Raw genomic sequence first — 26,686 nt, 5'->3', positions numbered from 1 at the left:
CTTCCCCATAATCCGCTATAATAAGAGTGTAACTTACATAAAAGGAGCGATTGTACATGCCATACGTAACAGTGAAAATGCTAGAAGGACGCACAGAGGAACAAAAGAAAGCTCTTGCTGAGAAAGTAACAGCAGCAGTAAGCGAAACAACTGGTGCTCCTGAAGAAAACATCGTTGTTTTCATCGAAGAAATGTCTAAAAACCATTATGCAGTTGGCGGAAAACGCTTAAGCGACAAATAATTTCAAGTTCTTTCATAAGAAGCAGCCATTAGCTGCTTCTTATTTTTTGCCTTCTAACAACTCGATAATTCTCTCTTTATATTTTCCTTTTCTTCCATCTTCATAGATTAAATCATGCGGATAGAATAACTTTTGGTCCGTTCTCTTCTTCCCCGTAATCGCCTCAACAATATCCGATTCACGTGAAAGCTCTCTAAGTTCCCCGTTCGGCATAAGGAGTAAGATTGGCAGACGCTCTTCCTCTTCTCCTGCGCGATAAAAGTCATATGGTAAATCCGATGTTGAATCAACTACTAAATAATACTCTGGATCTAGTCCAATCTTTTTAAATAAGCTGCTTAGCTCCATCCAATTATCTAAACCGTGCTTATCTGTAAACTCTACATATTTAAATAGATTTCGATTCATAAAACGACGGCATAAGTCACTTAAAATTGGATCTTCTTCGTCTTGCCATACTTGGAAGTAATAATACATTACGTTCTCGTCTAGCTTTAAATAATCCTCTACTGTCACTTCTTCTTCAAACAAAGAATAAAAATGAACAGGATGATTTTTAAACGCATAATACTTCTCATGCAATGATTTAGCACGGTGTAAAATCTTCGTTAAAATAACTTCTGCACTGCGCGTTACCGGATGGAAATATACTTGCCAATACATTTGATAACGGCTCATAATATAATGCTCAACAGCATGCATACCACTATTTTTAATAACTACTTGATTCCCATACGGACGCATGACACGCAATATACGTTCCATATCAAAGTTCCCGTACTTTACACCTGTGAAATAAGCATCTCTTAATAAATAATCCATACGATCTGCATCAATTTGACTTGAAATCATACTAATCGCTAATTTATTAGTGGATGTTTTCGCAATTACATCTGCCACTTTTTGCGGGAAGTCCTTATCCACACGACTTAATACACGATTAATTTCCGTATCTCCTACGATAATCTTTTGCGTAAATTTCTCATGATCTAATGAAAATACTTTTTCAAACGAATGAGAAAATGGGCCGTGACCGACATCATGAAGTAATGCCGCACATAAACATAACAATCTATCTTCAGCATTCCAGTTCGGTCTGCCATCAAACACATCATCAATCATACGACGAATAATTTCATATACACCTAACGAATGAGTAAAGCGACTATGCTCTGCACCGTGAAATGTAAAAAATGTTGTTCCAAGCTGCTTAATACGGCGCAAGCGTTGAAATTCTTTCGTTCCGATTAAATCCCAAATAACACGATCACGCACGTGCACATATTTATGTACTGGGTCTTTAAACACTTTTGTTTCGCTGAGTTTGTCGTTTAAATATACCACTTTTCGACATCCCCCTTTCTTTACTGCATTCTTACTATATATTATAAACGAAATAGGAAACAGAAAGAAATGAAAGACTGTATTAATTGCCCTTATATAAAGAAAAAATCACCTTTACCGAAGTAAAAGTGATTTCTTTTTATACATTATTTTCCTAAAACGAACTCAGCAACTTCATCTAAGATCATTTCTTTTCCTAGTGGGAAGTAACCTTTGTTTAGATCTTCATTTTTAATTGTAAATACGTGGTTATTTTTAACAGCATTCATGTTTTTCCAAATTGATTCTTCTTGGAATTCTTTTAGACGCTGAGAACCGTCACCCGTTGTAAATACAAATAAGTAATCTGGGTTGTAATCGATTAAAGCTTCTTTTTGTACTTGTACTAATGGTTTATCAGTTGGTGTACCTTTAACTGCTGGTAATTTTAAATCATTAAAGATTACGCTACCGTAACCGTAGTCACCATATACACGGAATGCATTTGGATATGCAGCCATTTTCATGAATGTTGCATCACCAGTTTTAGCGATAATTTTATCATGTAATTTGCTTGCTTTTTCATCATACTTTTTAAACCATTCTTTTGTTTCTTTCTCTTTACCAAGAATTTGGCCTACTTCTTCAAACTTTGGACGCCATTGATCTAATGGAGTGTTTAACATAACTGTTGGTGCAATTTTAGATAATTGATCGTAAATCTTTTCTTGACGATTATTTACAAGAATTAAGTCTGGTTTTGCAGCAGCTACTGCTTCGATGTTAATTTTATCGCCCCAAGCAGAACCAACTGGTTTAACGTCTTTTAATTTATTTGCAATATGTGCATCAATTTTTTCTTGAGATGTATTAGCTGTAATAATTGGTTTCATACCAAAGATTAATAATTCTTCTGTTGAACCACTAAGGTCAGCAATTTTCTTTGGATTTGCAGGGATTTTAATTTCCCCTTTTGCATGTTTTACAGTGCGCTCTTCAGTCTTCGCATCTGCTTTCTTTTCTTCTTCTTTGTTAGAACAAGCTGCAAATAGTACAGAAGTAACCACTAGTACCATTGCTAATAGTGCCATTTTAAAATTCTTCATGTTCCCACTCCTTCTGGCTGTATTTATCTTATAATTTAGGATGAACTATAAGAAACAAAGATAACAATTAATCAATATATATTTATTAACCGTTGTTAATGACCCATTCTAATGGGCGTTCAACTTCCCATTTATAAGTAAGAAGCTCAACGTCCATTAGAAGTCCCCCTCTTTACGAGGGGGTTCTATTTATGCTTTTTTACGCAATTGATTACTAATCATCGCTAAATCATATGTTAAACAAATCGGTTTACAGTTTACTGGACATGGAACGATTTGCGCTTCAATCTCAAACACGTTACGAAGTGTTTCACTTGTCATAACCTCATCTGGCGTTCCTTGTTTCATTAACTTACCTGCTTTTAATGCAATCATATGATCAGAGAAACGAGAAGCATGATTTAAATCGTGAATAACCATCACAATTGTCCTACCTTCTTCTTGGTTCAATTTCTTCAGTAAGTTTAATACTTCAAGTTGATGTGCCATATCTAAATATGTCGTTGGTTCATCTAATACAAGTAAATCTGTTCCTTGTGCAAGAGCCATCGCAATCCATACCCTTTGACGTTGACCACCTGATAAGGCTTCTGCTGAACGATTTGCGAACTCTGTCATTCCCGTCACTTCAAGTGCCCAATGAATGTAGCGATAGTCTTCTTCTTTCAATGTTCCAAATCCTTTTTGATGAGGAAAACGTCCATATGAAACAAGTTCAAACACAGTAAGGCCTGTTGGCACTTCTGCAGTTTGTGGTAAGATCGCCATTTTCTTTGCGATTTCTTTCGTTGGCTGTTTCTCAATTGCTTTTCCATCAAGATAAACAGTACCTTTTTTCGCCTTCAAAATACGAGAAGCCGTTTTTAATAATGTGGATTTCCCACAACCATTTGGTCCAATAATCGTTGTAATTTTTCCTTCCGGAATTTCAACTGTTAATCCATCAATAATTAATCCTTCATTATAGCCAACAGATACCGAATCAACTGCTAAAGTTGCCATGCAAAAAGCCTCCCTTTATTTTGTCCTCATAAGTAAATATATGAAATATGGTGCACCAATTACAGAAATAACAAGACCGACCGGTATTTCTGAAGTTGGCAACACACTTCTTGAAATTACATCTGCAAATAAAAGCAAGAACGTTCCTATTAATGCTGCAGTTGGTAACATGATTTGATGTTTACCACCAACAAGGCGTCTCGCTAAATGAGGAGCCATTAAACCGATAAAACCTATTCCGCCCGCCACCGCAACAGATGCACCAGCTAAACAAACTGCAATAAATAATAATTTACGTCTTTCTTTTTCTACGTTTACACCAAGGCCAACAGCTGTAGAGTCGCCTAAATTCATTACATTTAATATGTGTGCTTTACTAATAGCAAGCGGTAAGAAAATAACCATCCATGGAAGTACACTTAATACGAATTTCCAATCTGTACCCCAGAGACTTCCCGCTAACCAAATCGTAGCAAAACGAAAATCGTTAGATGTCATCTTCATAGAGAAAATTAAACTAACGGCACCAAATCCAGCCGCAACAGCAATACCAACAAGTATTAATCGAGTCGATGAAACGCCGTCTTTCCATGCTAATAAGTAAATAATAACTGCCGCTAATATCGCACCAACTAGGGCGAAAAATGGAAGGATAAATACAGATAAAAATGTACCCGTCCCAACTTTTCCAAAGAAAAAGTAGACGAATATAACAACCGTTAATCCCGCTCCAGCGTTAATACCTATAATACCTGGATCAGCAAGTGGATTTCTTGATAGCCCTTGCAGAATTGCACCTGACATCGCTAACGCAGATCCTACTAATATAGCGATAACCATACGCGGCATACGAAATTCAAATAAAATAACTGACTGATCTTCAGCCCCGAGTCCAACCAATGACTTTAATACATCCATTGGTGGTATTTTAAAAGTTCCTGTATTTAAACTAATAAGAAATATAGAAATGATTAATCCTACTAAAACTGTTAAAACAGAAACGTTCTTTTTTGTTAAAATACTCGTCCTCACATTTTTCCTCTCCCTTCGTTACGTGCTAAGTAGAGGAAGAATGGAACCCCAATTAGCGCTGTAATTGCTCCAATTGGCGTTTCAAATGGTGGATTAATAACGCGAGATAACATATCTGCACACTCAATTAACAATCCACCTAAGACTGCAGAACATGGAATAACCCATCTATAGTCTGAGCCTACTAGGAAACGAGTCATATGTGGAATTACAAGACCAACAAACCCAACTGACCCTGCCATAGAAACTGCAGAACCTGTTAACACAAGAACAAGTACTGTTCCGATAAATTTAATTAATGTCGTATTTTGACCAAGTCCAATCGCAATTTCTTCACCGAAGCTCAAAATTGTAATATACCTCGACATCATAATTGCAATAAAGAGACAAACTAGACCAATTGGCACTAACATATTAATACTTTGCCATTTCACTCCAGCAACTCCGCCTGCATTCCACATACTCACCTCTTGGGCAAGATTGAAATACAGCGCAATTCCAGATGAAATTGCCCCTAATAAAGCACTAATTGCTGCACCTGCTAAAGCTAATTTCACAGGTGTTAATCCACCTGGTGAAGAAGACCCAATTCCATATACAATACTTGCGCCAAACGCAGCTCCAATAAAAGATGCGATAACAAACATTAAATAAGGTGAATTAGGGAAGAATGCATACATAATTGCAATCCCGAATACAGCGCCATCTGTAATCCCCATTAACGATGGTGATGCAAGTGGATTTCGCGTCATACCTTGCATAATTGCTCCTGATACCGCTAAAAAGGCACCTGCAACTACGCCCCCTATTGCTCTAGGCATGCGAAGTTCTTGAATTACGTTATGATGCGTAATAGAACCATCAAACTGAAACACAGCTTGCCATACGGTCTTTAAACTAATATCTGCCGCGCCAAACGAAATAGAAACTGCCATGCTTAAAGCTAATAAAATTGTACCCGCTACTAAAATGATAGAAGCGATGAGCGGCCTGCTCTTAATCTCTTTAACACTCTCTTCTTGTTGTTCTATACTCCTTGCGCTCGCTTCCATCCCTCAACCATCCTAACCAAAAACATATATTTAATAAAATGAAATTTATTCTCAAATAGTAATAAAAAAATTAGGTGAATTGGCTTATTCTTGATAATGATTATCAGAATCAGACACTTTCTATTCTACCCACCGCTTCAAAAGGCTGTCAACCATTATTTTGAAATACAAATTCATATAAATTGACAATGTAATGAACAGTTGATGTTCATCTGTCACTGACTATCAGTAATAACCAATTAAGCTTCCGTAGAATAACTCATTCCTCTTATGGGTATAAAAAAAGAAGAGTAATCTGTTCACTCTTCTTTTTCTTACTTATTTAACTTTGCTTCAATTTTTACAATTAATTCATCTTCTGTTGGAGCTGCAACTGGACGATTATTTACAAATGCGAATGATTTTTTACGACCAGGACCACAGTAAGACTGGCATGCAACTTCAATCGTTGCACATGAATCTACTTTTTTTAACTTCGGAATTAACGTTTTAACGTTCGTTGCCTGACAATCATCGCACACACGAAATTCGTTTCCCATTATATAACACTTCCTCTATTTTAAACTTTTCTCAAGTACATTTAAAAATAAACACTAAATGGTATTTTACCGCTCTTTTAAGCTCGTTGCAAGTTTCCTTGCGACGCTCTTTCCTTCATATAAAGCTACATATTTTTATGCTCTCCTACAGAAGCTTCCATCATTCTTGGCAAAATTTATCCCGCTGTTTGCGGGCAGTAAGACTTCCGCCTTAAAATTCGGCGAATGTGAGAGAGTTAGGTAGAAAATCCACTGCCCGTAAAAACCCCTAATAATCAGCGGGAGACGGAAAAAACTTTCACTGATTAAAGTTTCACTTTATTCCTTTCATCGAAATCTACCATATTTTTAAAAGCTTTGTATAAAAGCACATTTTTTTGCCCATTATAAAAATAGGAAGTTCATAAAAAGAAAGGGAGTTGAATCTATGAAAGTAAGACAAGATGCTTGGACAGACGAGGATGATTTATTACTTGCTGAAACGGTACTTCGCCATGTTAGAGAAGGAAGTACGCAATTAAATGCATTTGAGGAGGTAGGAGATCAGTTAAATCGCACATCCGCTGCTTGTGGTTTCCGCTGGAATGCCGTTGTTCGCTATAGTTATGAGCAGGCTCTTCAACTAGCAAAAAAACATCGTAAAGATAAAATGCGTGCTGCGAGCGGTGAACAAGCGAAAAAACGTTTACTTTATACACCACCAGCTTCAGGAGCGATAGCTGATTATGAAGAACTAGTACAAGAGGAAACAACTGTACAGTATAAAGAAGCTAGTCTATATCAAGAGCCTACTATCCCTGCTGTAAAAAGCTCTATCACAATGCAAGATGTTATTTACTTTTTACAAACCGTTGGATCTTCAAATATTAAATTAACCGGTCTTGAAAACGAGAATACGAGATTGAAACAAGAAATTAAATCACAAATCTTGCGAAATGAAGAACTAGAAAAGAAACTAGAAAAATTAGAACAACAATCTCATACTGTACAAGAGGATTACGAAACACTTATGAATATTATGAACCGCGCTCGTAAATTAGCAGTAATGGATGATGAGGAACGTTCACAAACTTCTTTCCGAATGGATCGAAACGGTAATTTAGAAAAAATTGCAGAATAAAAAGGATGCATGCAATGCATCCTTTTTATTATTTCACTTCAAGCACACATGCTTCTTTTACTTTAAAATCTCTCTTTATATATGGGAAAACTCCTTTCATCATTTTTTGCTATAATAGAGATTGTCATTTTAAAGATAAGGGGTTAGTTATATGAGCAATTCCCGTTCAATTTTATCTCAGCCAGAGTGGCGTATTGTAGATCAGTCTAGTTTAGGACCGACATTCCATGCCTTGCAATCATTCGCAATGGATGACACATTATGCACAAGTATTGGGAATGGCGCATCCGCTGCAACAATGCGTTCTTGGGTTCATCACAATACAATCGTTCTCGGCATTCAAGATTCACGCCTACCACACTTAGAAGAAGGTATTTCCTTTTTAAAAGAAAACAACTTCAATGTTATCGTTCGTAATTCCGGTGGACTTGCGGTCGTACTTGATGAAGGTGTGTTAAACGTATCACTTTTATTCCAAGAAACAGAAAAAGGTATCGATATTGATCTGGGATACGATACAATGTGGCATTTAATTAAGGAAATGTTAAAAGATTACGACGTTACAATCGAGGCAAAAGAAATTGTTGGTTCTTATTGTCCTGGTAGCTATGATTTAAGTATTCGCGACCAAAAATTCGCAGGTATTTCTCAGCGCCGTATTCGCGGTGGGGTTGCTGTACAAATTTACTTATGTGCTACAGGAAGCGGATCGGAACGCGCTGCGCTTGTTCGCGACTTTTACAATGTAGCAATTCAAGGAGAAGAAACACGCTTCACGTATCCTGAAATTGTACCGAGTACAATGGCCTCACTCTCAGAATTACTTGGTGAAACAATTACAGTACAAGATTTAATGATGCGTCTTTTAAAAACATTACAGCAATTCGCTCCAAAGTTAACACCATCTCAATTAACAGTAGATGAAGTTCCTTTATATGAGACGAGTTTACAGCGTATTATTGATCGTAATAATAAAGCACTTGGCTTAGAAAAATAAAAACGACCACCCTAAGGGTGGTCGTTTTTCATAGCAATTCATTATAGAATTAAAGTGCTTGAGCTGCTGTAATTAAAGCTAACTTGTACACTTCTTCTTCGTTACATCCACGAGATAGATCATTTACAGGCATGTTTAAACCTTGTAAGATCGGTCCTACTGCTTCGAAGTTACCTAAGCGTTGAGCGATTTTGTAGCCAATATTACCAGCTTCTAAGCTTGGGAATACGAATACGTTAGCATCACCTTTAATTGTAGAACCTGGAGCTTTTTTCTCAGCTACAGATGGTACGAATGCAGCATCGAATTGGAATTCTCCATCTAAAGTTAATTCTGGAGCCATTTCTTTTGCAATGCGAGTTGCTTCTACAACTTTTTCTGTTTCTGGAGATTTTGCAGAACCTTTTGTAGAGAAGCTTAACATAGCAACTCGTGGGTCAATGCCAAATAGTTCAGCAGTTTTCGCACTTTCAATACCAATTTCAGCTAAATCTTGACTGTTTGGTGCAATGTTAATTGCGCAATCAGCGAATACATATTTCTCTTCTTCGCGTACCATGATGAATACGCCAGAAGTTTTTGTAACGCCTGGTTTTGTTTTAATAATTTGAAGTGCTGGACGAACTGTATCAGCTGTAGAGTGAGCTGCACCACTTACTAAACCATGTGCTTTGCCCATGTATACAAGCATTGTACCGAAGTAGTTTTCGTCTTTAAGGATTTTACGAGCGTCTTCTTCAGTTGCTTTACCTTTACGGCGTTCAACGAAAGATGCTACCATTGCATCCATTTCTTCGTATGTAGCTGGGTCATAAATATCAACGCCTGCTAATGTTAAATTCATGCTAGCAGCTTTTGCGCTAATTTCTTCTTTATTACCAACTAAAATTGGTTTTACTAACTCTTCTTTTGCTAAACGCTCTGCAGCGCCTAAAATTCTTTCATCAGTTCCTTCAGGAAGTACGATAGAAATGCCTTTTCCTTGAACTTTTTCTTTTACTGTTGTAAATAAGTTGCTCACGAATAAACCCTCCTACATATGTTAAAAAACTCTATCTTTAAGAATACTGCTTTTCCTCTATATTTTAAACTTATAGCTCCCAAAAAATAGATAAAATGAAAATGATTATATTTTCATAAAATTCAGCCGAAAAATATGTCCTACTTAAGCCTTATTTTCTCCCGTTTTCTAATAAATATAAATGTGACAATTTTATGTGCCGAAATTTTATATAGATGATTTTAAAACTATATATGCTATAGTTAACGTGTAAAACTATCATTAACTGAGGTGAATAGAATGAGTGAAGCAACAACAACGTTAGATGGCTGGTATTGTCTACATGATTTACGTTCTATTGATTGGGCTGCATGGAAAACATTATCTAGCGACGAACGCGGACAAGCTGTGTCTGAATTTTTAAATGTCGTTGAAAAATGGAACGAAGTAGCTACTGCAAAAAAAGGTAGTCACGCAATGTATACAGTTGTTGGTCAAAAAGCTGATATTATGCTTATGATTTTACGTCCAACAATGGAAGAGTTAAATGAAATTGAAACAGAATTAAATAAAACAACATTAGCTGAATATATGGTTCCTGCATATTCTTACGTATCTGTTGTTGAACTAAGCAACTATCTTCCAGCTGATGAAGATCCATACCAAAACCCACAAATCTTAGCTCGCTTATATCCAGACCTACCAAAAGCAAATCACATTTGCTTCTATCCAATGGACAAGCGTCGCCAAGGTGATGACAACTGGTACATGCTTCCTATGGAAGAACGTAAAAAAATGATGTACAGTCATAGTAAAATTGGGCGCCAGTACGCAGGTAAAGTACGCCAAGTTATTTCAGGATCAGTCGGATTCGACGATTTCGAGTGGGGCGTAACATTATTCGCTGATGATGTTCTTCAATTTAAGAAACTTATATATGAAATGCGCTTCGATGAAGTAAGTGCTCGTTATGGTGAATTCGGAACATTTTTCGTTGGAAACATTTTACCGAACGAAAAAATAGAGAAATTTTTACACATATAAAGTGAAACTTTAATCAGCCCTCATCAATCGGGCTGCCTGGCCAATAGCTGGATAAATAGTAAAAAAGGAACGAAATTCGTTCCTTTTTTTATTTCCCTCTATATTTCTCCTCAAAAAACTCCTTTTCTCCGCAAATTTGAACAAAAATCGACAAATTCTTTTCAAATTTCTTGTAAAATTGTAACCTTTTTATATATAAAATTATGCTAAAATGATACGAGCTATATGCTAAATAACGATGCGAAGGTGATAATCTATATGAAGAAAATCTTGTCTATTTTACTATTGCTCGTATTGTCAATTTCTTCCTTAGCAGTAACAACATCCCATGCGGAAGAAAAAATACATATTGAGGCAGCCGCTGCACTTCTATTTGATGCAGCTACAGGAAAAATACTGCATGAGCAAAATCCAGATGAATTACTAGCTATCGCTAGTATGTCAAAATTAATTGTTGTTTATGCTATTTTAGAGGCAATTAAAGAAGGGAAAATTACTTGGGATACAAAAGTAAATATTTCTGATTATGCTTATGAAGTCTCTCGTAATAACGAATTCTCTAACGTACCGTTTGAAAAAGGACGTCAATATACTGTAAAAGAATTATATCATTCTATCGTTATCTTCTCTGCGAATGGATCTAGTATTGCTTTAGCAGAACTTCTTGCAGGAAGCGAAAAAAACTTCTTAAATCTTGCAAATGACCATGCAAAAAAACTAGGGTTAAAGAAATATAAATTTGTAAACGCTACTGGGTTAAATAACGCTGATTTAAAAGGGAAACATCCTGAAGGAACTGATCCGAATGGAGAAAACTCCATGTCAGCTCGCGATATGGGTATTCTTTCAAAAACAATTATTACAAAGTATCCAGAAATGCTAGAGGATACAAAACAAAGATTTAGAAACTTCCCGGATAATCATCCGAAGCCAATTCGTATGGAAAACTGGAACTGGATGCTACCAGGTGCTGCTTTCGCTTATGAAGGGTCAGATGGTTTGAAAACAGGAAGTTCTGATACGGCTGGATATGGATTCACTATTACAGCAAAACGTGGTGATTTACGTCTTATTTCCGTTATTATTAAGACAAAATCAATGGACGAGCGTTTCACAGAATCTCGTGCATTAATTGAATATGGATTTAATAGCTTCGAAAAACAAAAGCTGAAAATTGATAAAAATAATACAATCTCTGTAGTAAAAGGGAAAGCAGATCAAGTAACTGTTGCACCTGAAAAAGAAATAACAGTAATTGCGAAAAAGGGTGACAAATCACCTTACAAAATTTCTACTGAAGCAGATAAGTCACTCGCTGAAGATGGACATTTAATTGCTCCTATTAAGAAAGATACAAAGGTGGGTTCCATCGTTTTAGAATCAACTGATAAATATGGTTTCTTAGATGGAAATAAGAGCATGAAGGTTGCTGCAAAAACGACAGAAGAAGTAGAAAAAGCAAATTGGTTCGTATTAACAATGCGTTCCGTTGGTGATTTCTTCTCAAACTTATGGTCCAAAATATTTTAATGATAAAAAGCTAGCACACGCTAGCTTTTTTATTTTCCTCTCTCAATGTAAAACTTCGTTTGGTTGTCATATCTGAGTCCTTTTCCTCATACGTATGAACTAGTAATTGTTCCACACTTCATCTAGAGATAAAGTGAAACTTTAATCAGTGGGGGTTTTGTTCATCCCCCACTGATTATTAGCCTTCACCAATCGGGCGTTTAGGGGCAGTTTGATCTCCCACCCACCTTCTTTGCTCCAGCCAAATTTTAAGGTGGGAGTCTTACTGCCCATTAAAGCGGGATAAACCTCTTTCCAAAAGGTATTCCACAAAGAGAGGTGACACATAATGGGTGTTATTGCTTATAACGAAGAAGATGTAAAGTTATTAGCTAGACTGATGCGTGCTGAAGCCGAAGGAGAAGGGCAACAAGGAATGCTAATGGTCGGAAACGTTGGGGTAAATCGTGTCCGTGGAAATTGTTTAGATTTTAAAAAGATACGTAATTTACGTCAAATGGTTTATCAAAATCCTGGTGGTTTTGAGGCAACTCAAAAAGGATATTTTTATCAGCGAGCGAGGGAGCAAGATATCGCATTAGCAAGACGGACCATTCAAGGACAACGTTTTTGGCCCGCTAACTTTGCCTTATGGTTTTTTAGGCCTGAAGGTCCTTGTCCGCCAACTTGGTATGACCAACAAAATTCTGGTCGCTTTAAAAAGCACTGCTTCTTCCAGCCATCTGCCGGAGACTGTCCAAGCGTATATTAGGCAATGAAAATGAGGAGGGATTTTTGAATGGCACAGCAACAAAACCCGTACTATGGAACAGGTTTTTATCAACCATCAGGCACTTACGTACAACCACAACAAATGACCGCGCAGCAACAGCAACAACAGCAAGCAATGCAACAACAAGCTGCTCAGGCTCAACTTGCAGTTTCTCAAGGGATGTTACCGCTCGAGCAATCATACATTGAAAACATTCTTCGCTTAAATAAAGGAAAGCAAGCTACAGTTGTAATGACTTATGAGCGTGGTAGCTCGCTCGGTACACAATCTTATACAGGGATTATCGAAGCGGCCGGACGTGATCATATCGTTATTAGTGAACCACAATCAGGGAAACGTTTTTTACTATTAATGATCTACTTAGATTATGTAGAATTCCCAGAAGAGATTACGTATTTACCTAGTCAACAAGCAACTTATGCTCCGAGACCATAAAAAAAAGCTGGCAAATGCCAGCTTTTGTTTTTTTATAACCCTTTTACTACTGCAGTTCCTACTAAAATCCACGCCACAATAAACGCTACACCACCAAGAGGTGTAATTGGACCAAAGAACTTAATACCTGTCGTACTTAGTGCGTAAAGACTACCTGAGAACATAATAATCCCAGCTACCATAAGCCAACCAGCAGTAGTTAAAAGTGATGATTGAATCTTATCCATCAATAGAGCAACTACGAATAGTCCACCTGCATGAAACATTTGATATGTAACGCCTGTTTTCCAAACTTCTAACATTTTCGCAGAAATTTTATTTTCTAAACCATGTGCCCCAAAGGCTCCTAACGCAACAGATAGCCCCGCTGCAATACAACCTAGTAAAAAGAAAATTTTCATCTTAATTCCCCTTTTTTACTTTTATCATAAGCAATTTTTTCATATAAGCCAAACGATTTAATCCTTAAAAATCAAATAAAGAATTACCATTTGCACCTTCTTCTTTTATATACACAGGTTCTCCAGAAACCGGTATAACTGGTTGGACTGGTTGAACTGTTGTTATAGGCTGCGATCCAATTACTTGCGATTGAATTTGCGGCTCTCTATACGTAGAAGATTCAACCTGTTCATCTAATAGTAAATCGCATAAAGCACGCACAACTAATAAATGATCTTTTGATTTTTGTCCTTCACTACTTTTTGCCTTTGCAATTTCATTCGCCATTTTATTTAAAATCTTATCGCTCGATATTTGCATTCCTTATCACCTCGTACTTTGTAGTTCTTTCTCAAATTGCCCCAGCTTCTCTACTGAACCAAATACTATTATCATATCATGTTCTTGCAATTTTTCCTGCCCCGTCGGATTATGTATAATATCTCCACTTCTCAAAATCGCTAAAATTGTTACATCAAATTGATTTCTCACATCACTCTCTAGTAACGATTTATTGACTAAGATAGAATCGTTTCCGACTGAAATTTCTTCAATTACAAATGATTGCTCTATTCCATACAGTACTGTATCAATATAATGAACTGTTAGCGGATTCGCAATACCTTTTGCAATATGAATTCCTGCCATACTAGATGGATTAATAACCTTATTTGCACCAGCACGCCTTAATTTTTCTTCGGTTTCTTGCTTTTCCGCTCTTGCTACAATTTTAATTGCATCGTTTAATCCTCTTGCCGTTAATGTAATAAATACATTTTCAGCATCATTTGCAACAATAGCAACTAAACCAGCCGCTTTTGAAATTCCAGCATGATGTAAAACTTGATCCTCCGTCGCATCTCCATGTATATACAAAAGCTTTTCCTTCTCTAATATGCTTTCATCTTTATCGACAACAACAAATGGAATTTTCTTTTCTTGCAATTCATGTACAACTTGAAGCCCCACTCTACCGCAACCACATACTATAATGTGATTTTGTAACTGTGCTATTTGTTTATCCATCTTCTTCCTCCGCACTGCATGAAATAAATTCCCTTCAATAATTATAGCTGCCACTACTCCAATTGCATATGTAACAATACCAACACCAACAGGAATAATAAGGAGCGCAAATACTTTCCCTGCTTGCGTTACAGGAACGGCATCTCCGTATCCAACAGTCAATACAGTAATCATCGTCATCCAAAATGCTTGAAACAAACTAATCTCTTCAATTGTCATAAATCCTAGTGTTCCTAAAATTACAACAAAGGTCATACATACAACAGCTATCCATAATTGCTTACGTGCATTCATATCGTGTTTCAACTCTTTTCTCTATCTACAATCTTTGCCAGTGGAAATAAAATACGTATATACTAGATACGGAATCTATGAAAGAGGTTGATATAATGAAGACATTTCTTTCCGCCTTACAATGGGCACTATTTATTTTAGCGGGAAGCCTTATTGTACCAATTAGTGTCGCAACTAGTTATGGTCTTGATGGCGCTGAAGCTATCGCATTCGTACAAAGAACATTATTTGTTCTAGGCTTTGCTGGTCTCTTGCAAGCTATATTTGGGCATAAACTTCCTATTCAAGAAGGTCCTGCTGGCCTTTGGTGGGGAATTTTCTCCCTTTACGCAAGTTTAGGTGTCATATTATTTGGATCAAGCAATGAGACACTTAAAGTTCTTCAATATGCTTTCTTATTAAGCGGTATTATTTGCATTATTCTTAGCGTTTTTGGACTCATTGATAAACTAGTTCGCTACTTTACACCGACAGTTATTGGAACATATTTATTTCTTCTTGTCACGCAACTCAGTGGCTCCTTCTTAAAAGGAATGTTTGGTCTTGATGGACAACATACAGAAGTACAACCAAAAGTATTTATTCTTTCACTCATTGTTATTTTACTATCCTTTTTCATTATGAAGCTACCTATTATTGGACAATATTCCGTTCTCTTCAGTATTGTCTGCGGCTGGATTTTATTTGCATGCTTCGGATTATCTAATCCTGTAACACCTGTAACAGATATAATTCGTCTTCCATCTCTATTCGTTTTCGGAATGCCTCGCGTTGAATGGAACATGGCAATCACAGTCATTTTCGTTACACTATTACTTCTAACAAATATGTTAGCAAGTATTCGTGTTGTACAAAAGGTTGTTTCTAAGTACGAAACAGATGCAGCTCCAGATCGATTTAAACAAGCTGGCATTATAACGGGAATAAATCAATTGCTAGGCGGTCTATTTTCAGCTATTGGACCTGTTGCCATTTCTGGATCAGCAGGATTTATTGCAACGACTAATATTTATAAACGCCTTCCATTTATATTAGGATCAAGCTTTATTATTGCCGTTAGTATATTCCCAAAAATCACTTCATTCTTTGCAGCAATCCCAGTTGCAGTTGGTTATGCCGCTATTTATCCTGTATTCGCAAGCATGATTGGCCTCGCCTTTCGAGAATACGAAACTGTCCAGGATAAAGAACGATTATTTAAAGTAGCCGGTCTTTCCATCTTTACAGGAGTCGGGGTTATGTTTGTTCCAGCAGGAGCATATTCCACACTTCCACCATTTCTAGCATCTTTTTTAAGTAACGGTCTCGTTCTTGGATCTGTAATGGCAATCTTGCTAGAAATACTATTTTCTCGTTCCACAGCAAAACAACTATCGTAAATTGGAAAACTTCCATTATTGCACTCTACCTTTAGAGTTGTTACGATAAAATCAAACTTTAATCATTGGGGTTTTATTCATCCCCAATGATTATTAACCAATATTATGAGCAACACACTCATAATAATTTATCTACTTCTTTTCAAAGAGGTTTGATGTCTTACTATTATTCCGCAACATCTTCATGAACATGTATTTTGATTTCAATTAAAGAAAGGAATTTTCTATATGACTTATAAAATGATTGTTTTAGATTTAGATGATACTTTATTACGCGATGACCATACAATTTCACCTCGTACGAAAGAAGCTTTAATGACAGCACAGGAGCGCGGCGTTAAAGTTGTACTTGCTTCTGGGCGCCCAACGTTTGGTATGCGCAATGTTGCAAAAGAACTTCGATTAGAAGAATACGGTAGCTTCATTCTATCCTTTAACGGAGCAAAAATTATTAACTGTAAAACAAATGAAGAAATCTTTAGTAGCACACTATCTCCTGAAATCGTTCACAACCTATTTGAAATTAGTAAAACTGAAGATGTATGGATCCATACTTACATTGGCGATGATATCGTAACAGAAGAAAATAATCCGTATACTGAAATTGAGGGCGACATTACTGGTATGCCAATCGTTGTAGTAGATGATTTTAAAGCCGCTGTAACAGAGCCTGTAGTAAAAGTATTAATGAACAAAGAAGCTGAACGCCTTGTTGAAGTAGAAAAGAAACTACAAAAACAACTAGAAGGCCAATTAAGCGTGATGCGTTCAAAACCATTCTTCTTAGAATTTACTGAATATGGTGTTACAAAAGGAACAAGCCTAAACCAACTCATCCAAAAACTTGGTATTAAACGCGAAGAAGTTATCGCAATGGGCGATAGCTATAACGACCAAGCGATGATTGAATTCGCAGGTCTTGGCGTTGCAATGGGTAATGCACCAGATGATATTAAAGAAATTGCAAACTATGTAACAGATACAAATATGAACGATGGCGTTGCAAAAGTTGTAGAGAAATTCGTTTTAAAAACAGAAGTACTTGTTTAATATTTTCATTCATAAAACCTATTTGAAGTCAAACACTTCAAATAGGTTTTTATTTAAATTCTCGTGCTTTTGTGACTATATTTTGAACTTTGCACTATTCTCGTAGTGTAAACTTTCTTTTTGTATATAATGAAACAAAATAGACTATTTTATTTTGAAAAAGAATACAAATTTACTATAAACAAGCATACGTTAAAGGAGGCTACTTTACATGTTATCTACACCAATCGGACGATTAAGAGCAATTGGACTAGTTGAGGGGATTTCTTTCCTATTACTATTATTTGTAGCAATGCCATTGAAATACTTCGCAGGATTTGCAACAGCTGTTAAAATTACAGGCATGGCTCATGGTGTTCTATTTATTCTATTCATCTTTGCAGTCATTCAAGTAACAATCGTACACCGTAAATCAATTTTATGGGCACTTGGGGCATTCGTTTCATCAGTTATCCCATTTGGTACTTTTGTACTAGATGCAAAATTAAAAAACGAGCAACAATGATAATAAAAAGGTAGTTAACGACTGTTAACTACCTTTTCTATTTACCCCGATTGGTGAGGGCTGATAATCAGTAGGGGGTGAACAAAACCCCCACTGATTAAAGTTTCACTTTACAAATTTGGAATTTCCCAATCAATTTCTCTCTCATCCATATTAGCTAAAATCGTATTTACTTTAGAGTACGGCTTACTTCCAAAGAAACCACGTCTTGCTGACAATGGGCTTGGATGTACAGATTCGATAATATGATGATTTGGATTCGTAATTAACTTCTTCTTCGCCTGTGCATGGCGTCCCCACAATATGAAAATAACTGGTTTTTCACGTTCATTTAATAGCTCAATTACACGATCAGTGAAATGCTCCCATCCTTTTCCTTTATGAGAATTTGCTTCACCTTGCCGAACTGTTAATACAGTATTTAATAATAAAACTCCTTGCTCTGCCCACTTTACTAAATAACCGTTATTTGGAATGCCATACCCATATTCATCTCGAAGTTCTTTATACATATTTAACAACGACGGTGGCGTTTTAATACCGGGTTGCACAGAAAAGCTTAAACCATGCGCTTGATCCGGTCCATGGTATGGATCTTGTCCTAAAATAACGACCTTTGTATTTTCATAACTTGTATACTCTAGAGCGTTAAAAATATCTTCTATCTTTGGATAAACAACATGTGTACTGTATTCTTCTTTCAAAAAATTAGTCAATTCGCGATAATATTCTTTCTCAAATTCTGGTGCCAATAACGGCCCCCAATCATTTTTTAAAACATTTTCCATACTGTCACTTCCTGTCTAATTAATTCAACATATCCTGTTTTGTAAATACTATGAACGAAATAATAAGGGAAACAACTGCCCAAACAGTTAAATTCATCAAAGAAAATCCCATCGATAAACCTTGTAATGCAGGTAATTTTCCTGATAAATAATCCGTTAATGATAGGTTCACACTAAAAATATATTTTGCGCCTTCCCAAGACGTTGCAAATGAACTTAAAATACCACCTGCAATTAATGCAGCTAACATAACACCCATACCAGCTGGTGTATTGCGAATTAAAACAGAAACCATAAACGATATAGTTCCGACAACGATAGCAACAAACCAGGCCAGTCCATACGCCATTAAGATGTATTGCCACTGCGGAATAAGGTGCACAAAGTTCGTATTTAACGTTTCCTTATCAATGACAAATCCAGTTAAAACAGGTAAATTCCATCCCGAGTACCCAAATACAAGCCCTGATAATATGTAAGCAAACAAACCTACAAGAAGCAGTATGAGCGAAATGAAAAATAACATCGTCACGTATTTACTAAGTAGTATTTTCCAGCGCCGAATCGGCCGCGTAAGTAACATCTTCATCGTCCCATCACTTCGTTCTCCTGAAACGATATCAATAGCGACAATCATCACGAGAAGCGGAATAAACAATGTAATTCCTTGTTCAATAAATGCTCTGACAAAAGTCGGTGCGCCCGGCGCCATCGGGTTAATATCATGATCTAAATAATATTGTTGTTGCTCAACTCTTACTTTTAACCAATCACGCCATTCTTCTGGCAACCTAGAATTGTTCAACCGGTTCTGAGAATCAACAATTTGCTGTTGTAATGAAACTTTCCAATCCGTTGTACCGAGTCTTTTTTGTGTCGTTTCTATTTCACGATACTGCGCATACACAAAAAGCGGGATCAATATTGCTAAAATAAGCATGACAACAAAAATACGTTTCTTACGGTAAATCTTTTCTGATTCATTTAAAACTAGATTCGCAAATTCACGCATGCTGCTCACCCCTTGTGAGTTCAATAAATAAATCTTCTAGCGTAAATACAAGCTCCTTAACGCTATGCACATCTATCTCATTTTCTACAAAGTGTTTATTCCAACTACTTATAGATGCAATATCCATGCGGCATAGTAATCGCTCGCCTTCTACACTCACTTCTCTTACTTCCTCGGCCGCTTCTAGCATATCTTTCGCCTTAGAAATTGGTGTAACAATCCATTCTACACGATCACTTGCTGTTTTAATTAACTCTTCAACCTTGGCAACTGTTATCATTTTTCCTTTATGAATAATTGCGACACGATCACATATCATTTGTACTTCACTTAGCAAGTGACTTGAAATAAACACGCTCATATTTTCTTCTTTCACAAGCGTATGTACAAATTCTCTAAGTTCTCTAATCCCGGCTGGATCTAAACCATTCGTTGGCTCATCTAATATGAGCAACTTCGGATTCCCAAGGAGCGCCTGCGCAATTCCAAGGCGCTGTTTCATACCGAGTGAGTACGTTTTTACCTTGTCATGAATTCTTTCATCCAAATGAACCATTTGAGCAATTTCAATAATACGTTCATCTGATATATCACCTAACATACGAGCAAATTGCTTTAAATTTTCCCATCCTGTTAAATATGTATACAGTTCTGGGTTTTCAACGATACTCCCAATTTGACGCATCGCTTCTCTGAAATTTTCCTTAATTGAATAACCACCGATAGAAATCGTACCTTCTGTCGCCTTAATCAATCCGACTAACATTCGAATGGTAGTCGTCTTTCCAGCACCATTCGGTCCTAGGAACCCGAACACTTCTCCTTGCTTTACATCAAAGGAAATATTCTCTACAAGAGTCTTCTTTCCAATTACCTTCTTCAAGTCTCGCACGGAAAGTATCGTCGTCATGTTACCCCTCCTTGTTCTAGTTTTAACTTACTCACAACATTTTGAACTAATCGTTCTGCCATATATGTGTACCCTACTTCATTCGGGTGAAAATGATCAGAGTATAATAAATCTTTTCCACGGTTTTGGAATAAATCAAATGTCGGTGTAATATATACATTTTTATCATTTAACGCTAACTTCTCTAAAGAAGCGTTCCAATCCACAACAATGTTTGAAGACCCTTTTAAATCTTCTACATCTTCAAAAGGATTATATAAACCTAGCCAAAAAATAGGGCTATCTGTATTTAACTTACGAATTTGTTCTATAATTTTCTTAGCTTCATTTTGGAACGTTTCCGTATCAGGACGGTATGTTTCTAAATCTATCTTTCCAAGCGATTCCCAGCCTGGAAATAAATCATTTCCGCCAATGGTTAAAACGATCACATCTGCTTGCTTAATTGAATATTGAGCACCGCTGCTTTCAATTTGTTTTAATAAATCGGGCATTCTCGCACCACTCACTGCCAAGTTAGTTAGTGCAACCTTTTGCTTATAATCTTTTTGTAAATCTTCTTTCATTCGTCCAATATAGCCAATGCCTTCTTTATCACCGACGCCGCGCGTTAACGAATCACCTAAACTAACGACTTGCAATGTTCCCGTTTTCTTTTTCTCTTTTGCTACTACATCCGTTTTCTTAATTAAACTTGAAGCTTTCGGATTTAATACATCATTTACACCTGAAACAAAGCCATATGCAAATAAACAAAAAGATGCAATTGTAATGAGTAGGATTACTTTTACTACTTTTGATCTCATGTCAAAACCCCTTTTAGCCCTCTTAGATTGTCCATAATTATACCAAACGAAATTTTGAAAAGCGATTTTCACACCTTCCCTATCACGTCGTTTCTCTATTTACTAACTTTGGTAATAACTCTATATGTTTCACATCTAATTTCTCTGCATTAATCTTTTCATATAATAATTCAAACGCTTTTATCCCGACATTTTTACTAGGATGGGAAATTGTTGTTATACCTAATATATCTGCTACCTCTTGATCGTCACATCCGATAATCGTCATATCTTCTGGAATTCGAATTCCTTGTTTTTTTGCTTCTGTTACCATTCCCGCTGCAATATGATTACAAGATACAAGAAACGCCGTCGGTTTTACAGACATACGAGCCCATTCTCTGATTACGTTACGTCCATCTTCCACCGTAAAACACTCTTCAAATTTCCAAGTCTCTAACGGTGTTACGGTACTCTGTTGAAGCGAATCTGCATACGCCTTTTTTCGTCTTTGGCTATTAATGCTATTACTTCTTCCAATGCAATATCCAATACGTGTATGACCGACATCTATTAAGCTTTTCATCCCATGCGAAAATACTTTGTAGTAATCAATATGCACACTTGAAATGCACTTCGAATCTATTTCTTCACACATAACAATCGGTCCGAATTTCGTATATTCTTCAAGTTTCTCCTTACTATTGGCACGGGAACATATAATAACCCCATCAAGCTTTTTCATTTTTAACATATGTAAAATTTCTAGTTCTCTTTCTTCGCTGTAATTTGTCTGGCAAAGCATCATATTATAATTATTCTTTGCCGTTTCTTTTGATATCCCCTCAATAATAGCACTATAATATTGATCATTTACGTGTGGCAATAAAACGCCAATTACATTCGTTTTTCCTTTCACTAAATGAATCGCGTTCACATTTTGCGTATAATTCAATTCCTCTATAATCGCTAAAATTTCTTTTCGTTTCTGTTCATTCACGTATGGATGATTATTTAGTACACGTGAAACGGTTGAAACCGATACCCCGGCAAGTTCAGCAATCTTTCTTATATTCGTCATCTCATTTTCCCCTTCCCCTCAAAAATTCTCACTTGACCTGGTAAGCTTTCCACAATATATCCTTTCCTAGCAAATACATTTAGAAAGGATATGCAACTATGCTTCGATTCAAGTTAGAATATATATTTTTTATTGGCGGTTTACTCATTCTCGCCATCGGTATTAATATGATGACGACAATTACTTCCTTTGGACTTAGCCCTTACGATTCCTTCTTTATTGCACTATATCAGAATTTCGGGATAAGTATTGGTTTTTGGATTTTCATGATTAACTTTGCTTTTACACTTATCGTACTCTTTTGGAATAAAAAACAAATTACAATTGGCACAATTGTAACGATGATTCTTATTTCTCTTTTTGTTGACTGGATTGGTTCCATTACAATTATTATGGACGCTATCCGCTCTCTTCCAAAATATATAACACTTATTTGTGGAAATCTATTTGTCGGAGCTGGCATTGGCCTTTATGTCTCAACAAACCTTTGCGCAGCACCTCAAGAAGCTTTCGTTTTAACAGTTGCTGAGAAGAGAAAATGGACGTTTAGAAAAACAGAGATTTCATTGGCTTTTCTATTTTTAACATTAAGCTTCTTATTAGATGGACCCATCTATTTTGGAACAATTATCTTATCCTTTACAACAGGTTGGATCATTCAAGCATTTATTCAAATTGGTACGCAGATTTTAAATAAAAAAGAGCCTATTAAGCAAGCTGCTTAATAGGCTCTTTCTGTTTTATGGTAAGAGATACTACTTAGCATCCCCTTCAATTCGATAGTTCGCTTTCAAACAATCTATTTCTTCATACCCTTGCAACGTATGTAGAATATAATCATAATCAGCAAGAGACGCACGATGCGTTACAATCACAATTTCAGCCTTTCCTTTCTCTTCAAGCGGCATTTGAATAATTTTCTCAAAGCTAACTCCGCGCTCAGAGAACAATGAAGTAATTTTTGCAAATACACCAATTTCATCTTTTACATGCAGTCTTAAAAACTTTTTCACGACAATTTCGTCTGGCTCTTTTAATACTTTTTGATATTGCGGGACTACAGCACTATTTCCTGTTACCCCTAGTCTAATATTTTGCATCACAGCAACCAAATCCGAAACAACCGCTGTTGCTGTCGGTAAGCTTCCTGCTCCCGGCCCATAAAACATCGTTTCTCCTACCGCTTCACCGTACACATACACAGCATTATATTCATTTTGCACTGCCGCAAGAGGATGTGTATTGGGAAGTAAAGTCGGTTCAACTGTAACCTCTAATTTTTCGCCATCTCTCTTTGCAAGACCAATTAATTTAATTGTATAACCTAAGCTCTTACTATATTCAATATCTTCTTCTGTAATAGAAGTAATTCCTTTTACTTTCACATCTCCAAGCTCTACGTTTGTAGAGAAACCGAGAGTAGCTAAAATCGTCATTTTTCTTGCCGCGTCTAAACCTTCTACATCTGATGTTGGATCTGCTTCTGCAAATCCAAGTTGTTGGGCTTCTTTTAACACGTCGTTATATGCTCTCCCTTCATCTGACATTTTCGTCAAAATAAAATTTGTCGTTCCATTTACAATTCCCATTACTTTCGTAATAAGATCTGAAGAAAGTCCTTCTACGATGCTTCGCAAAATCGGGATTCCTCCAGCTACACTTGCTTCATAAAACAAATCAGCCTTATTATCCTTTGCTACTGCTAATAGTTCCGCTCCGTGTAACGCCATTAAATCTTTATTTGCAGTCACAACGTGCTTCCCACTTTGTAAAGCTTGTAAAATATATGCCTTTGCATCATCAATGCCACCCATCACTTCGATGACAACATCAATATTTGGATTATCTAAAATTTCATTTGCATTTTGTGTTAATAGAGTAGAAGGTACCTCTACCTCTCTCTCTTTCTCAATGTTTTGCACCAATACTTTCGTTACCTTCACTGGACAACCTACTTGGTGTATAAGTCGCTCTTGATGATCTGTAATAATACGAACTACACCGCTACCAACTGTCCCAAGACCTAATAGACCAACCTGAATTTCTTTCATAATACTGTCCACCCCTCAAAAATTGTGTTTAGATGAAATTATATGAGTAAAAAGTCTGAAAAACAATGCATTTTGAAGATTCGGAAAAATAAAGAGTAATCCTTACAAAGAAAACGTTGCCACGTGTTACACAATCTTTTTTTACAATACATAAGGGGTTTCTTGATACACGTAATAATTCAACCAATTAGAGAATAATAAATTCCCATGACTCCTCCACCTAACAAGCGGCTTTTCATCTGGATTATTATGTTTAAAATAATTTTTTGGCACGTCAATATTTAACCCTTTGTCACGATCTCGTTCATATTCTTGCTTTAACGTCTCACAACTATATTCACTATGTCCGAGGGCGAAAACTTGCCTTCCTTCTTGCCCAATAACAAGATGAACACCAGCTTCTTCAGAGTTTGCTAACAACGTTAATTCTTTCACCCCTCTAATATCACTCTCTCGTACTTCTGTATGACGGGAATGCGGGGCAAAAAACAACTCATCAAACCCCTGTAACAGTTTCACATGTTGCTCACAGACTTCATGTTCAAATACGCCGAACATTTTTTCCTTAAGGGGATACTTCGGAACGCCGTAATGATGATACAAACCAGCCTGTGCCCCCCAGCAAATATGAAGCGTGGATGTTACATTCGTTTTTGAATACTCCATAATACGTTTAAGCTCTTCCCAATAATCTACTTCTTCAAAAGAAAGAGTTTCAACTGGTGCTCCTGTAATAATGAGCCCATCAAATTTTTCATTTTCAATATCACGAAACGTTTTATAAAAGCTTGTTAAATGGTCCTGCGCTACATTACGAGAAAGATGTGATTCCATATGAAGCAAATGAACATCTAATTGCAACGGTGTATTTCCAATTAATCGAAGTAATTGTGCCTCTGTGTCTTGCTTCGTTGGCATTAAATTTAATATAGCAATTTTCAATGCCCGAATATCTTGTGTTTCTGCTCGTTCCTTCGTCATTACAAAAATATTTTCTTTTTGCAATACTTTACGAGCTGGTAAGTCTTTATCAATTATGATCGGCATGTTGTTTGCCTCCGACTAATGCCGCTTCTAAATCTGCAATAATATCAGAAACATCTTCTATACCAACCGATAAACGAATTAAATCAGATGTAACACCAGCTAAACGCTGATCTTCAGCACTTAATTGTCTATGCGTCGTACTAGCAGGATGTATAACACAAGTTCTTGCATCAGCTACATGCGTTACGAGAGTCGCTAGTTTTACATTTGCGATAAATTCTTTTGCTGCTTCTAATCCACCTTTAATACCGAAAGTTAAAACTCCACTAGCACCTTTTTTCAAATACTTTTGTGCTAACGAGTAATTTTCATTACTATCTAACCCCGGATAACTCACCCATTCAATACGTTCATGGTTAGCAAGCCACTTGGCAACTGCGAGAGCATTTTCGCTATGACGCTCCATTCGTAAATGCAGTGTTTCTAAGCCAATATTGCTAATATACGCATTGAATGGGCTCATACAATTTCCATAGTCTCTTAACAGCTGAACACGTGCTTTCACAATATAAGCTGCTGCCCCAAAGTTTTGAACATAGCTTACGCCGTGATAACTTGGATCTGGTTCAACAAGCTCAGGATATTTCCCTTTTGTCCAATCAAAATTTCCTCCGTCAATTACAATGCCACCTAAAGAGCTTGCATGCCCATCAATATATTTCGTCGTAGAATGAACAATAATATTTGCTCCATGTTCGAACGCTTGGCATAAATAAGGAGTCGCTAATGTGTTATCAACGATAAAAGGTACTTCCAGCTCTTTGGCTGCATCTGAAAATTCTTTGAAATTTAAAACGTTCATTGCTGGATTTCCTAACGATTCTGCATAGATGAGTTTCGTCTTATCATTAGCAAGTGCCACAATTTCATCTGCTGCTAAATTTGGATTAAAGAACGTAACATCAATGCCAAGCTTACGTAAACTTACTCCAAATAAATTAAACGTCCCCCCGTAAACTGTTGAAGAACAAAGAAGATGATCTCCACTACTACAAATATTTAAAACTGCTAGCATAATGGCTGCCTGCCCAGAAGCTGTTGCAACCGCTCCTACACCGCCTTCTAAATCTGATAACTTCTGCTCGAATGCAGCTAGAGTAGGATTGCCAATACGCGTATATAT

At 36.6% G+C, this 26,686-nt stretch carries 29 protein-coding genes; 11 read left to right on the top strand and 18 right to left on the bottom strand.

Going from position 1 to position 26,686, the window contains the following annotated elements; translation table 11 throughout:
• The first annotated feature begins 56 nt into the window (after window positions 1–56).
• Complete coding sequence (locus JDS92_RS19965) at window positions 57–242, top strand: 2-hydroxymuconate tautomerase (protein ID WP_001147171.1); 186 nt, start codon at window positions 57–59, stop codon at window positions 240–242.
• A 39-nt stretch (window positions 243–281) separates the two neighbouring features.
• Here JDS92_RS19965 and JDS92_RS19960 read toward each other — a convergent pair whose 3' ends face one another.
• The 6 genes from JDS92_RS19960 to JDS92_RS19935 all read right to left on the bottom strand — a co-directional run bounded on the left by JDS92_RS19960 (window position 282) and on the right by JDS92_RS19935 (window position 6,296).
• The gene (locus tag JDS92_RS19960; protein ID WP_000262735.1) at window positions 282–1,586 is read right to left on the bottom strand and encodes an HD domain-containing protein; all 1,305 of its coding nucleotides are present in this window, start codon (window positions 1,584–1,586) and stop codon (window positions 282–284) included.
• A gap of 146 nt (window positions 1,587–1,732) precedes the next feature.
• Window positions 1,733–2,671 carry an ABC transporter substrate-binding protein gene (locus JDS92_RS19955; RefSeq protein ID WP_000787722.1) on the bottom strand — a complete coding sequence of 313 codons (939 nt, stop codon included), beginning with the start codon at window positions 2,669–2,671 and terminating at the stop codon, window positions 1,733–1,735.
• 189 nt (window positions 2,672–2,860) lie between these two features.
• The gene (locus JDS92_RS19950) at window positions 2,861–3,673 is read right to left on the bottom strand and encodes an ABC transporter ATP-binding protein (protein WP_000212075.1); all 813 of its coding nucleotides are present in this window, start codon (window positions 3,671–3,673) and stop codon (window positions 2,861–2,863) included.
• Between the two features lie 15 nt (window positions 3,674–3,688).
• Complete coding sequence (locus JDS92_RS19945) at window positions 3,689–4,705, bottom strand: FecCD family ABC transporter permease (protein WP_087950815.1); 1,017 nt, start codon at window positions 4,703–4,705, stop codon at window positions 3,689–3,691.
• On the bottom strand, window positions 4,702–5,757 hold the full coding sequence (locus JDS92_RS19940; protein WP_000388286.1) for a FecCD family ABC transporter permease: 1,056 nt from the start codon (window positions 5,755–5,757) through the stop codon (window positions 4,702–4,704). Before JDS92_RS19940 ends, JDS92_RS19945 begins: the two co-directional genes overlap by 4 nt.
• A 314-nt stretch (window positions 5,758–6,071) precedes the next feature.
• Window positions 6,072–6,296: a YuzB family protein gene (locus JDS92_RS19935; RefSeq protein WP_000526075.1), complete on the bottom strand. Its 225-nt coding sequence runs from the start codon at window positions 6,294–6,296 to the stop codon at window positions 6,072–6,074.
• A 427-nt stretch (window positions 6,297–6,723) separates the two neighbouring features.
• Here JDS92_RS19935 and JDS92_RS19930 point away from each other — a divergent pair, with 427 nt between their 5' ends.
• Window positions 6,724–7,416, top strand: a complete 693-nt coding sequence (locus tag JDS92_RS19930; protein ID WP_097958185.1) for an RsfA family transcriptional regulator — start codon at window positions 6,724–6,726, stop codon at window positions 7,414–7,416.
• Window positions 7,417–7,567: 151 nt separating this feature from the next.
• Entirely contained in the window at window positions 7,568–8,413 is an 846-nt protein-coding gene (lipL, locus tag JDS92_RS19925) for an octanoyl-[GcvH]:protein N-octanoyltransferase (RefSeq protein ID WP_097958183.1), read from the top strand.
• A gap of 49 nt (window positions 8,414–8,462) precedes the next feature.
• Here the strand turns inward: lipL and pta are convergent, their stop codons facing one another.
• Entirely contained in the window at window positions 8,463–9,434 is a 972-nt protein-coding gene (pta, locus tag JDS92_RS19920) for a phosphate acetyltransferase (protein ID WP_000067215.1), read from the bottom strand.
• 279 nt (window positions 9,435–9,713) lie between these two features.
• On the opposite strand from pta, the gene hemQ reads away from it, so the two are divergent.
• The 4 genes from hemQ to gerQ all read left to right on the top strand — a co-directional run bounded on the left by hemQ (window position 9,714) and on the right by gerQ (window position 13,194).
• Entirely contained in the window at window positions 9,714–10,457 is a 744-nt protein-coding gene (gene hemQ, locus JDS92_RS19915; protein WP_097958182.1) for a hydrogen peroxide-dependent heme synthase, read from the top strand.
• A gap of 258 nt (window positions 10,458–10,715) precedes the next feature.
• Complete coding sequence (locus JDS92_RS19910) at window positions 10,716–11,987, top strand: serine hydrolase (RefSeq protein ID WP_199632417.1); 1,272 nt, start codon at window positions 10,716–10,718, stop codon at window positions 11,985–11,987.
• Between the two features lie 328 nt (window positions 11,988–12,315).
• Window positions 12,316–12,738: a cell wall hydrolase CwlJ gene (gene cwlJ / locus JDS92_RS19905; RefSeq protein ID WP_000538157.1), complete on the top strand. Its 423-nt coding sequence runs from the start codon at window positions 12,316–12,318 to the stop codon at window positions 12,736–12,738.
• A gap of 27 nt (window positions 12,739–12,765) precedes the next feature.
• On the top strand, window positions 12,766–13,194 hold the full coding sequence (gene gerQ, locus JDS92_RS19900) for a spore coat protein GerQ (RefSeq protein WP_000068641.1): 429 nt from the start codon (window positions 12,766–12,768) through the stop codon (window positions 13,192–13,194).
• Window positions 13,195–13,226: 32 nt separating this feature from the next.
• Here gerQ and JDS92_RS19895 read toward each other — a convergent pair whose 3' ends face one another.
• The 3 genes from JDS92_RS19895 to JDS92_RS19885 form a co-directional block, all read right to left on the bottom strand.
• Complete coding sequence (locus tag JDS92_RS19895) at window positions 13,227–13,595, bottom strand: DUF423 domain-containing protein (protein ID WP_000688311.1); 369 nt, start codon at window positions 13,593–13,595, stop codon at window positions 13,227–13,229.
• 64 nt (window positions 13,596–13,659) lie between these two features.
• Window positions 13,660–13,956 carry a YwdI family protein gene (locus tag JDS92_RS19890; protein WP_001167340.1) on the bottom strand — a complete coding sequence of 99 codons (297 nt, stop codon included), beginning with the start codon at window positions 13,954–13,956 and terminating at the stop codon, window positions 13,660–13,662.
• Between the two features lie 6 nt (window positions 13,957–13,962).
• On the bottom strand, window positions 13,963–14,955 hold the full coding sequence (locus JDS92_RS19885; protein WP_000994012.1) for a potassium channel family protein: 993 nt from the start codon (window positions 14,953–14,955) through the stop codon (window positions 13,963–13,965).
• A gap of 95 nt (window positions 14,956–15,050) precedes the next feature.
• Between JDS92_RS19885 and JDS92_RS19880 the strand changes: the two genes are divergently transcribed.
• The 3 genes from JDS92_RS19880 (at window position 15,051) to JDS92_RS19870 (ending at window position 17,889) form a co-directional block, all read left to right on the top strand.
• A complete protein-coding gene (locus tag JDS92_RS19880; RefSeq protein WP_070174007.1) occupies window positions 15,051–16,334 on the top strand; it encodes a purine/pyrimidine permease in 1,284 nt (427 codons plus the stop codon).
• Between the two features lie 228 nt (window positions 16,335–16,562).
• Window positions 16,563–17,384 carry a Cof-type HAD-IIB family hydrolase gene (locus JDS92_RS19875; RefSeq protein ID WP_000221403.1) on the top strand — a complete coding sequence of 274 codons (822 nt, stop codon included), beginning with the start codon at window positions 16,563–16,565 and terminating at the stop codon, window positions 17,382–17,384.
• Window positions 17,385–17,595: 211 nt separating this feature from the next.
• Window positions 17,596–17,889, top strand: coding sequence for a DUF3817 domain-containing protein (locus JDS92_RS19870; RefSeq protein WP_000953396.1), 294 nt, complete (start codon window positions 17,596–17,598; stop codon window positions 17,887–17,889).
• 110 nt (window positions 17,890–17,999) lie between these two features.
• On the opposite strand, the gene JDS92_RS19865 is transcribed toward JDS92_RS19870, so the two are convergent.
• The 5 genes from JDS92_RS19865 to JDS92_RS19845 are packed head-to-tail and all read right to left on the bottom strand — an operon-like array spanning window position 18,000 to window position 22,465.
• The gene (locus JDS92_RS19865) at window positions 18,000–18,677 is read right to left on the bottom strand and encodes a uracil-DNA glycosylase (RefSeq protein ID WP_199632416.1); all 678 of its coding nucleotides are present in this window, start codon (window positions 18,675–18,677) and stop codon (window positions 18,000–18,002) included.
• A gap of 19 nt (window positions 18,678–18,696) precedes the next feature.
• A complete protein-coding gene (locus JDS92_RS19860; RefSeq protein ID WP_087968790.1) occupies window positions 18,697–19,689 on the bottom strand; it encodes an ABC transporter permease subunit in 993 nt (330 codons plus the stop codon).
• Complete coding sequence (locus JDS92_RS19855; RefSeq protein WP_199632415.1) at window positions 19,682–20,599, bottom strand: ABC transporter ATP-binding protein; 918 nt, start codon at window positions 20,597–20,599, stop codon at window positions 19,682–19,684. The genes JDS92_RS19860 and JDS92_RS19855 overlap by 8 nt, the downstream gene beginning before the upstream one ends.
• On the bottom strand, window positions 20,596–21,477 hold the full coding sequence (locus tag JDS92_RS19850; RefSeq protein WP_199632414.1) for an SGNH/GDSL hydrolase family protein: 882 nt from the start codon (window positions 21,475–21,477) through the stop codon (window positions 20,596–20,598). The genes JDS92_RS19855 and JDS92_RS19850 overlap by 4 nt, the downstream gene beginning before the upstream one ends.
• Window positions 21,478–21,487: 10 nt before the next feature.
• The gene (locus JDS92_RS19845; protein WP_000181952.1) at window positions 21,488–22,465 is read right to left on the bottom strand and encodes a LacI family DNA-binding transcriptional regulator; all 978 of its coding nucleotides are present in this window, start codon (window positions 22,463–22,465) and stop codon (window positions 21,488–21,490) included.
• 98 nt (window positions 22,466–22,563) lie between these two features.
• Between JDS92_RS19845 and JDS92_RS19840 the strand changes: the two genes are divergently transcribed.
• A complete protein-coding gene (locus JDS92_RS19840) occupies window positions 22,564–23,190 on the top strand; it encodes a YczE/YyaS/YitT family protein (protein WP_000943407.1) in 627 nt (208 codons plus the stop codon).
• 30 nt (window positions 23,191–23,220) lie between these two features.
• On the opposite strand, the gene JDS92_RS19835 is transcribed toward JDS92_RS19840, so the two are convergent.
• The 3 genes from JDS92_RS19835 to JDS92_RS19825 form a co-directional block, all read right to left on the bottom strand.
• On the bottom strand, window positions 23,221–24,516 hold the full coding sequence (locus JDS92_RS19835) for a homoserine dehydrogenase (protein WP_000659112.1): 1,296 nt from the start codon (window positions 24,514–24,516) through the stop codon (window positions 23,221–23,223).
• 141 nt (window positions 24,517–24,657) lie between these two features.
• On the bottom strand, window positions 24,658–25,563 hold the full coding sequence (metA, locus tag JDS92_RS19830; protein WP_001121528.1) for a homoserine O-acetyltransferase MetA: 906 nt from the start codon (window positions 25,561–25,563) through the stop codon (window positions 24,658–24,660).
• The coding region (locus tag JDS92_RS19825) for a bifunctional O-acetylhomoserine aminocarboxypropyltransferase/cysteine synthase (RefSeq protein WP_199632413.1) at window positions 25,547–26,686 on the bottom strand (1,140 nt) is incomplete at its 5' end. The genes metA and JDS92_RS19825, both read right to left, overlap by 17 nt.

Origin of the sequence: Bacillus cereus group sp. N12 (assembly GCF_016483575.1) — a bacterium.
GTDB lineage: Bacteria > Bacillota > Bacilli > Bacillales > Bacillaceae_G > Bacillus_A > Bacillus_A toyonensis.
This window is presented reverse-complemented; position numbering and strand designations above follow the sequence as displayed.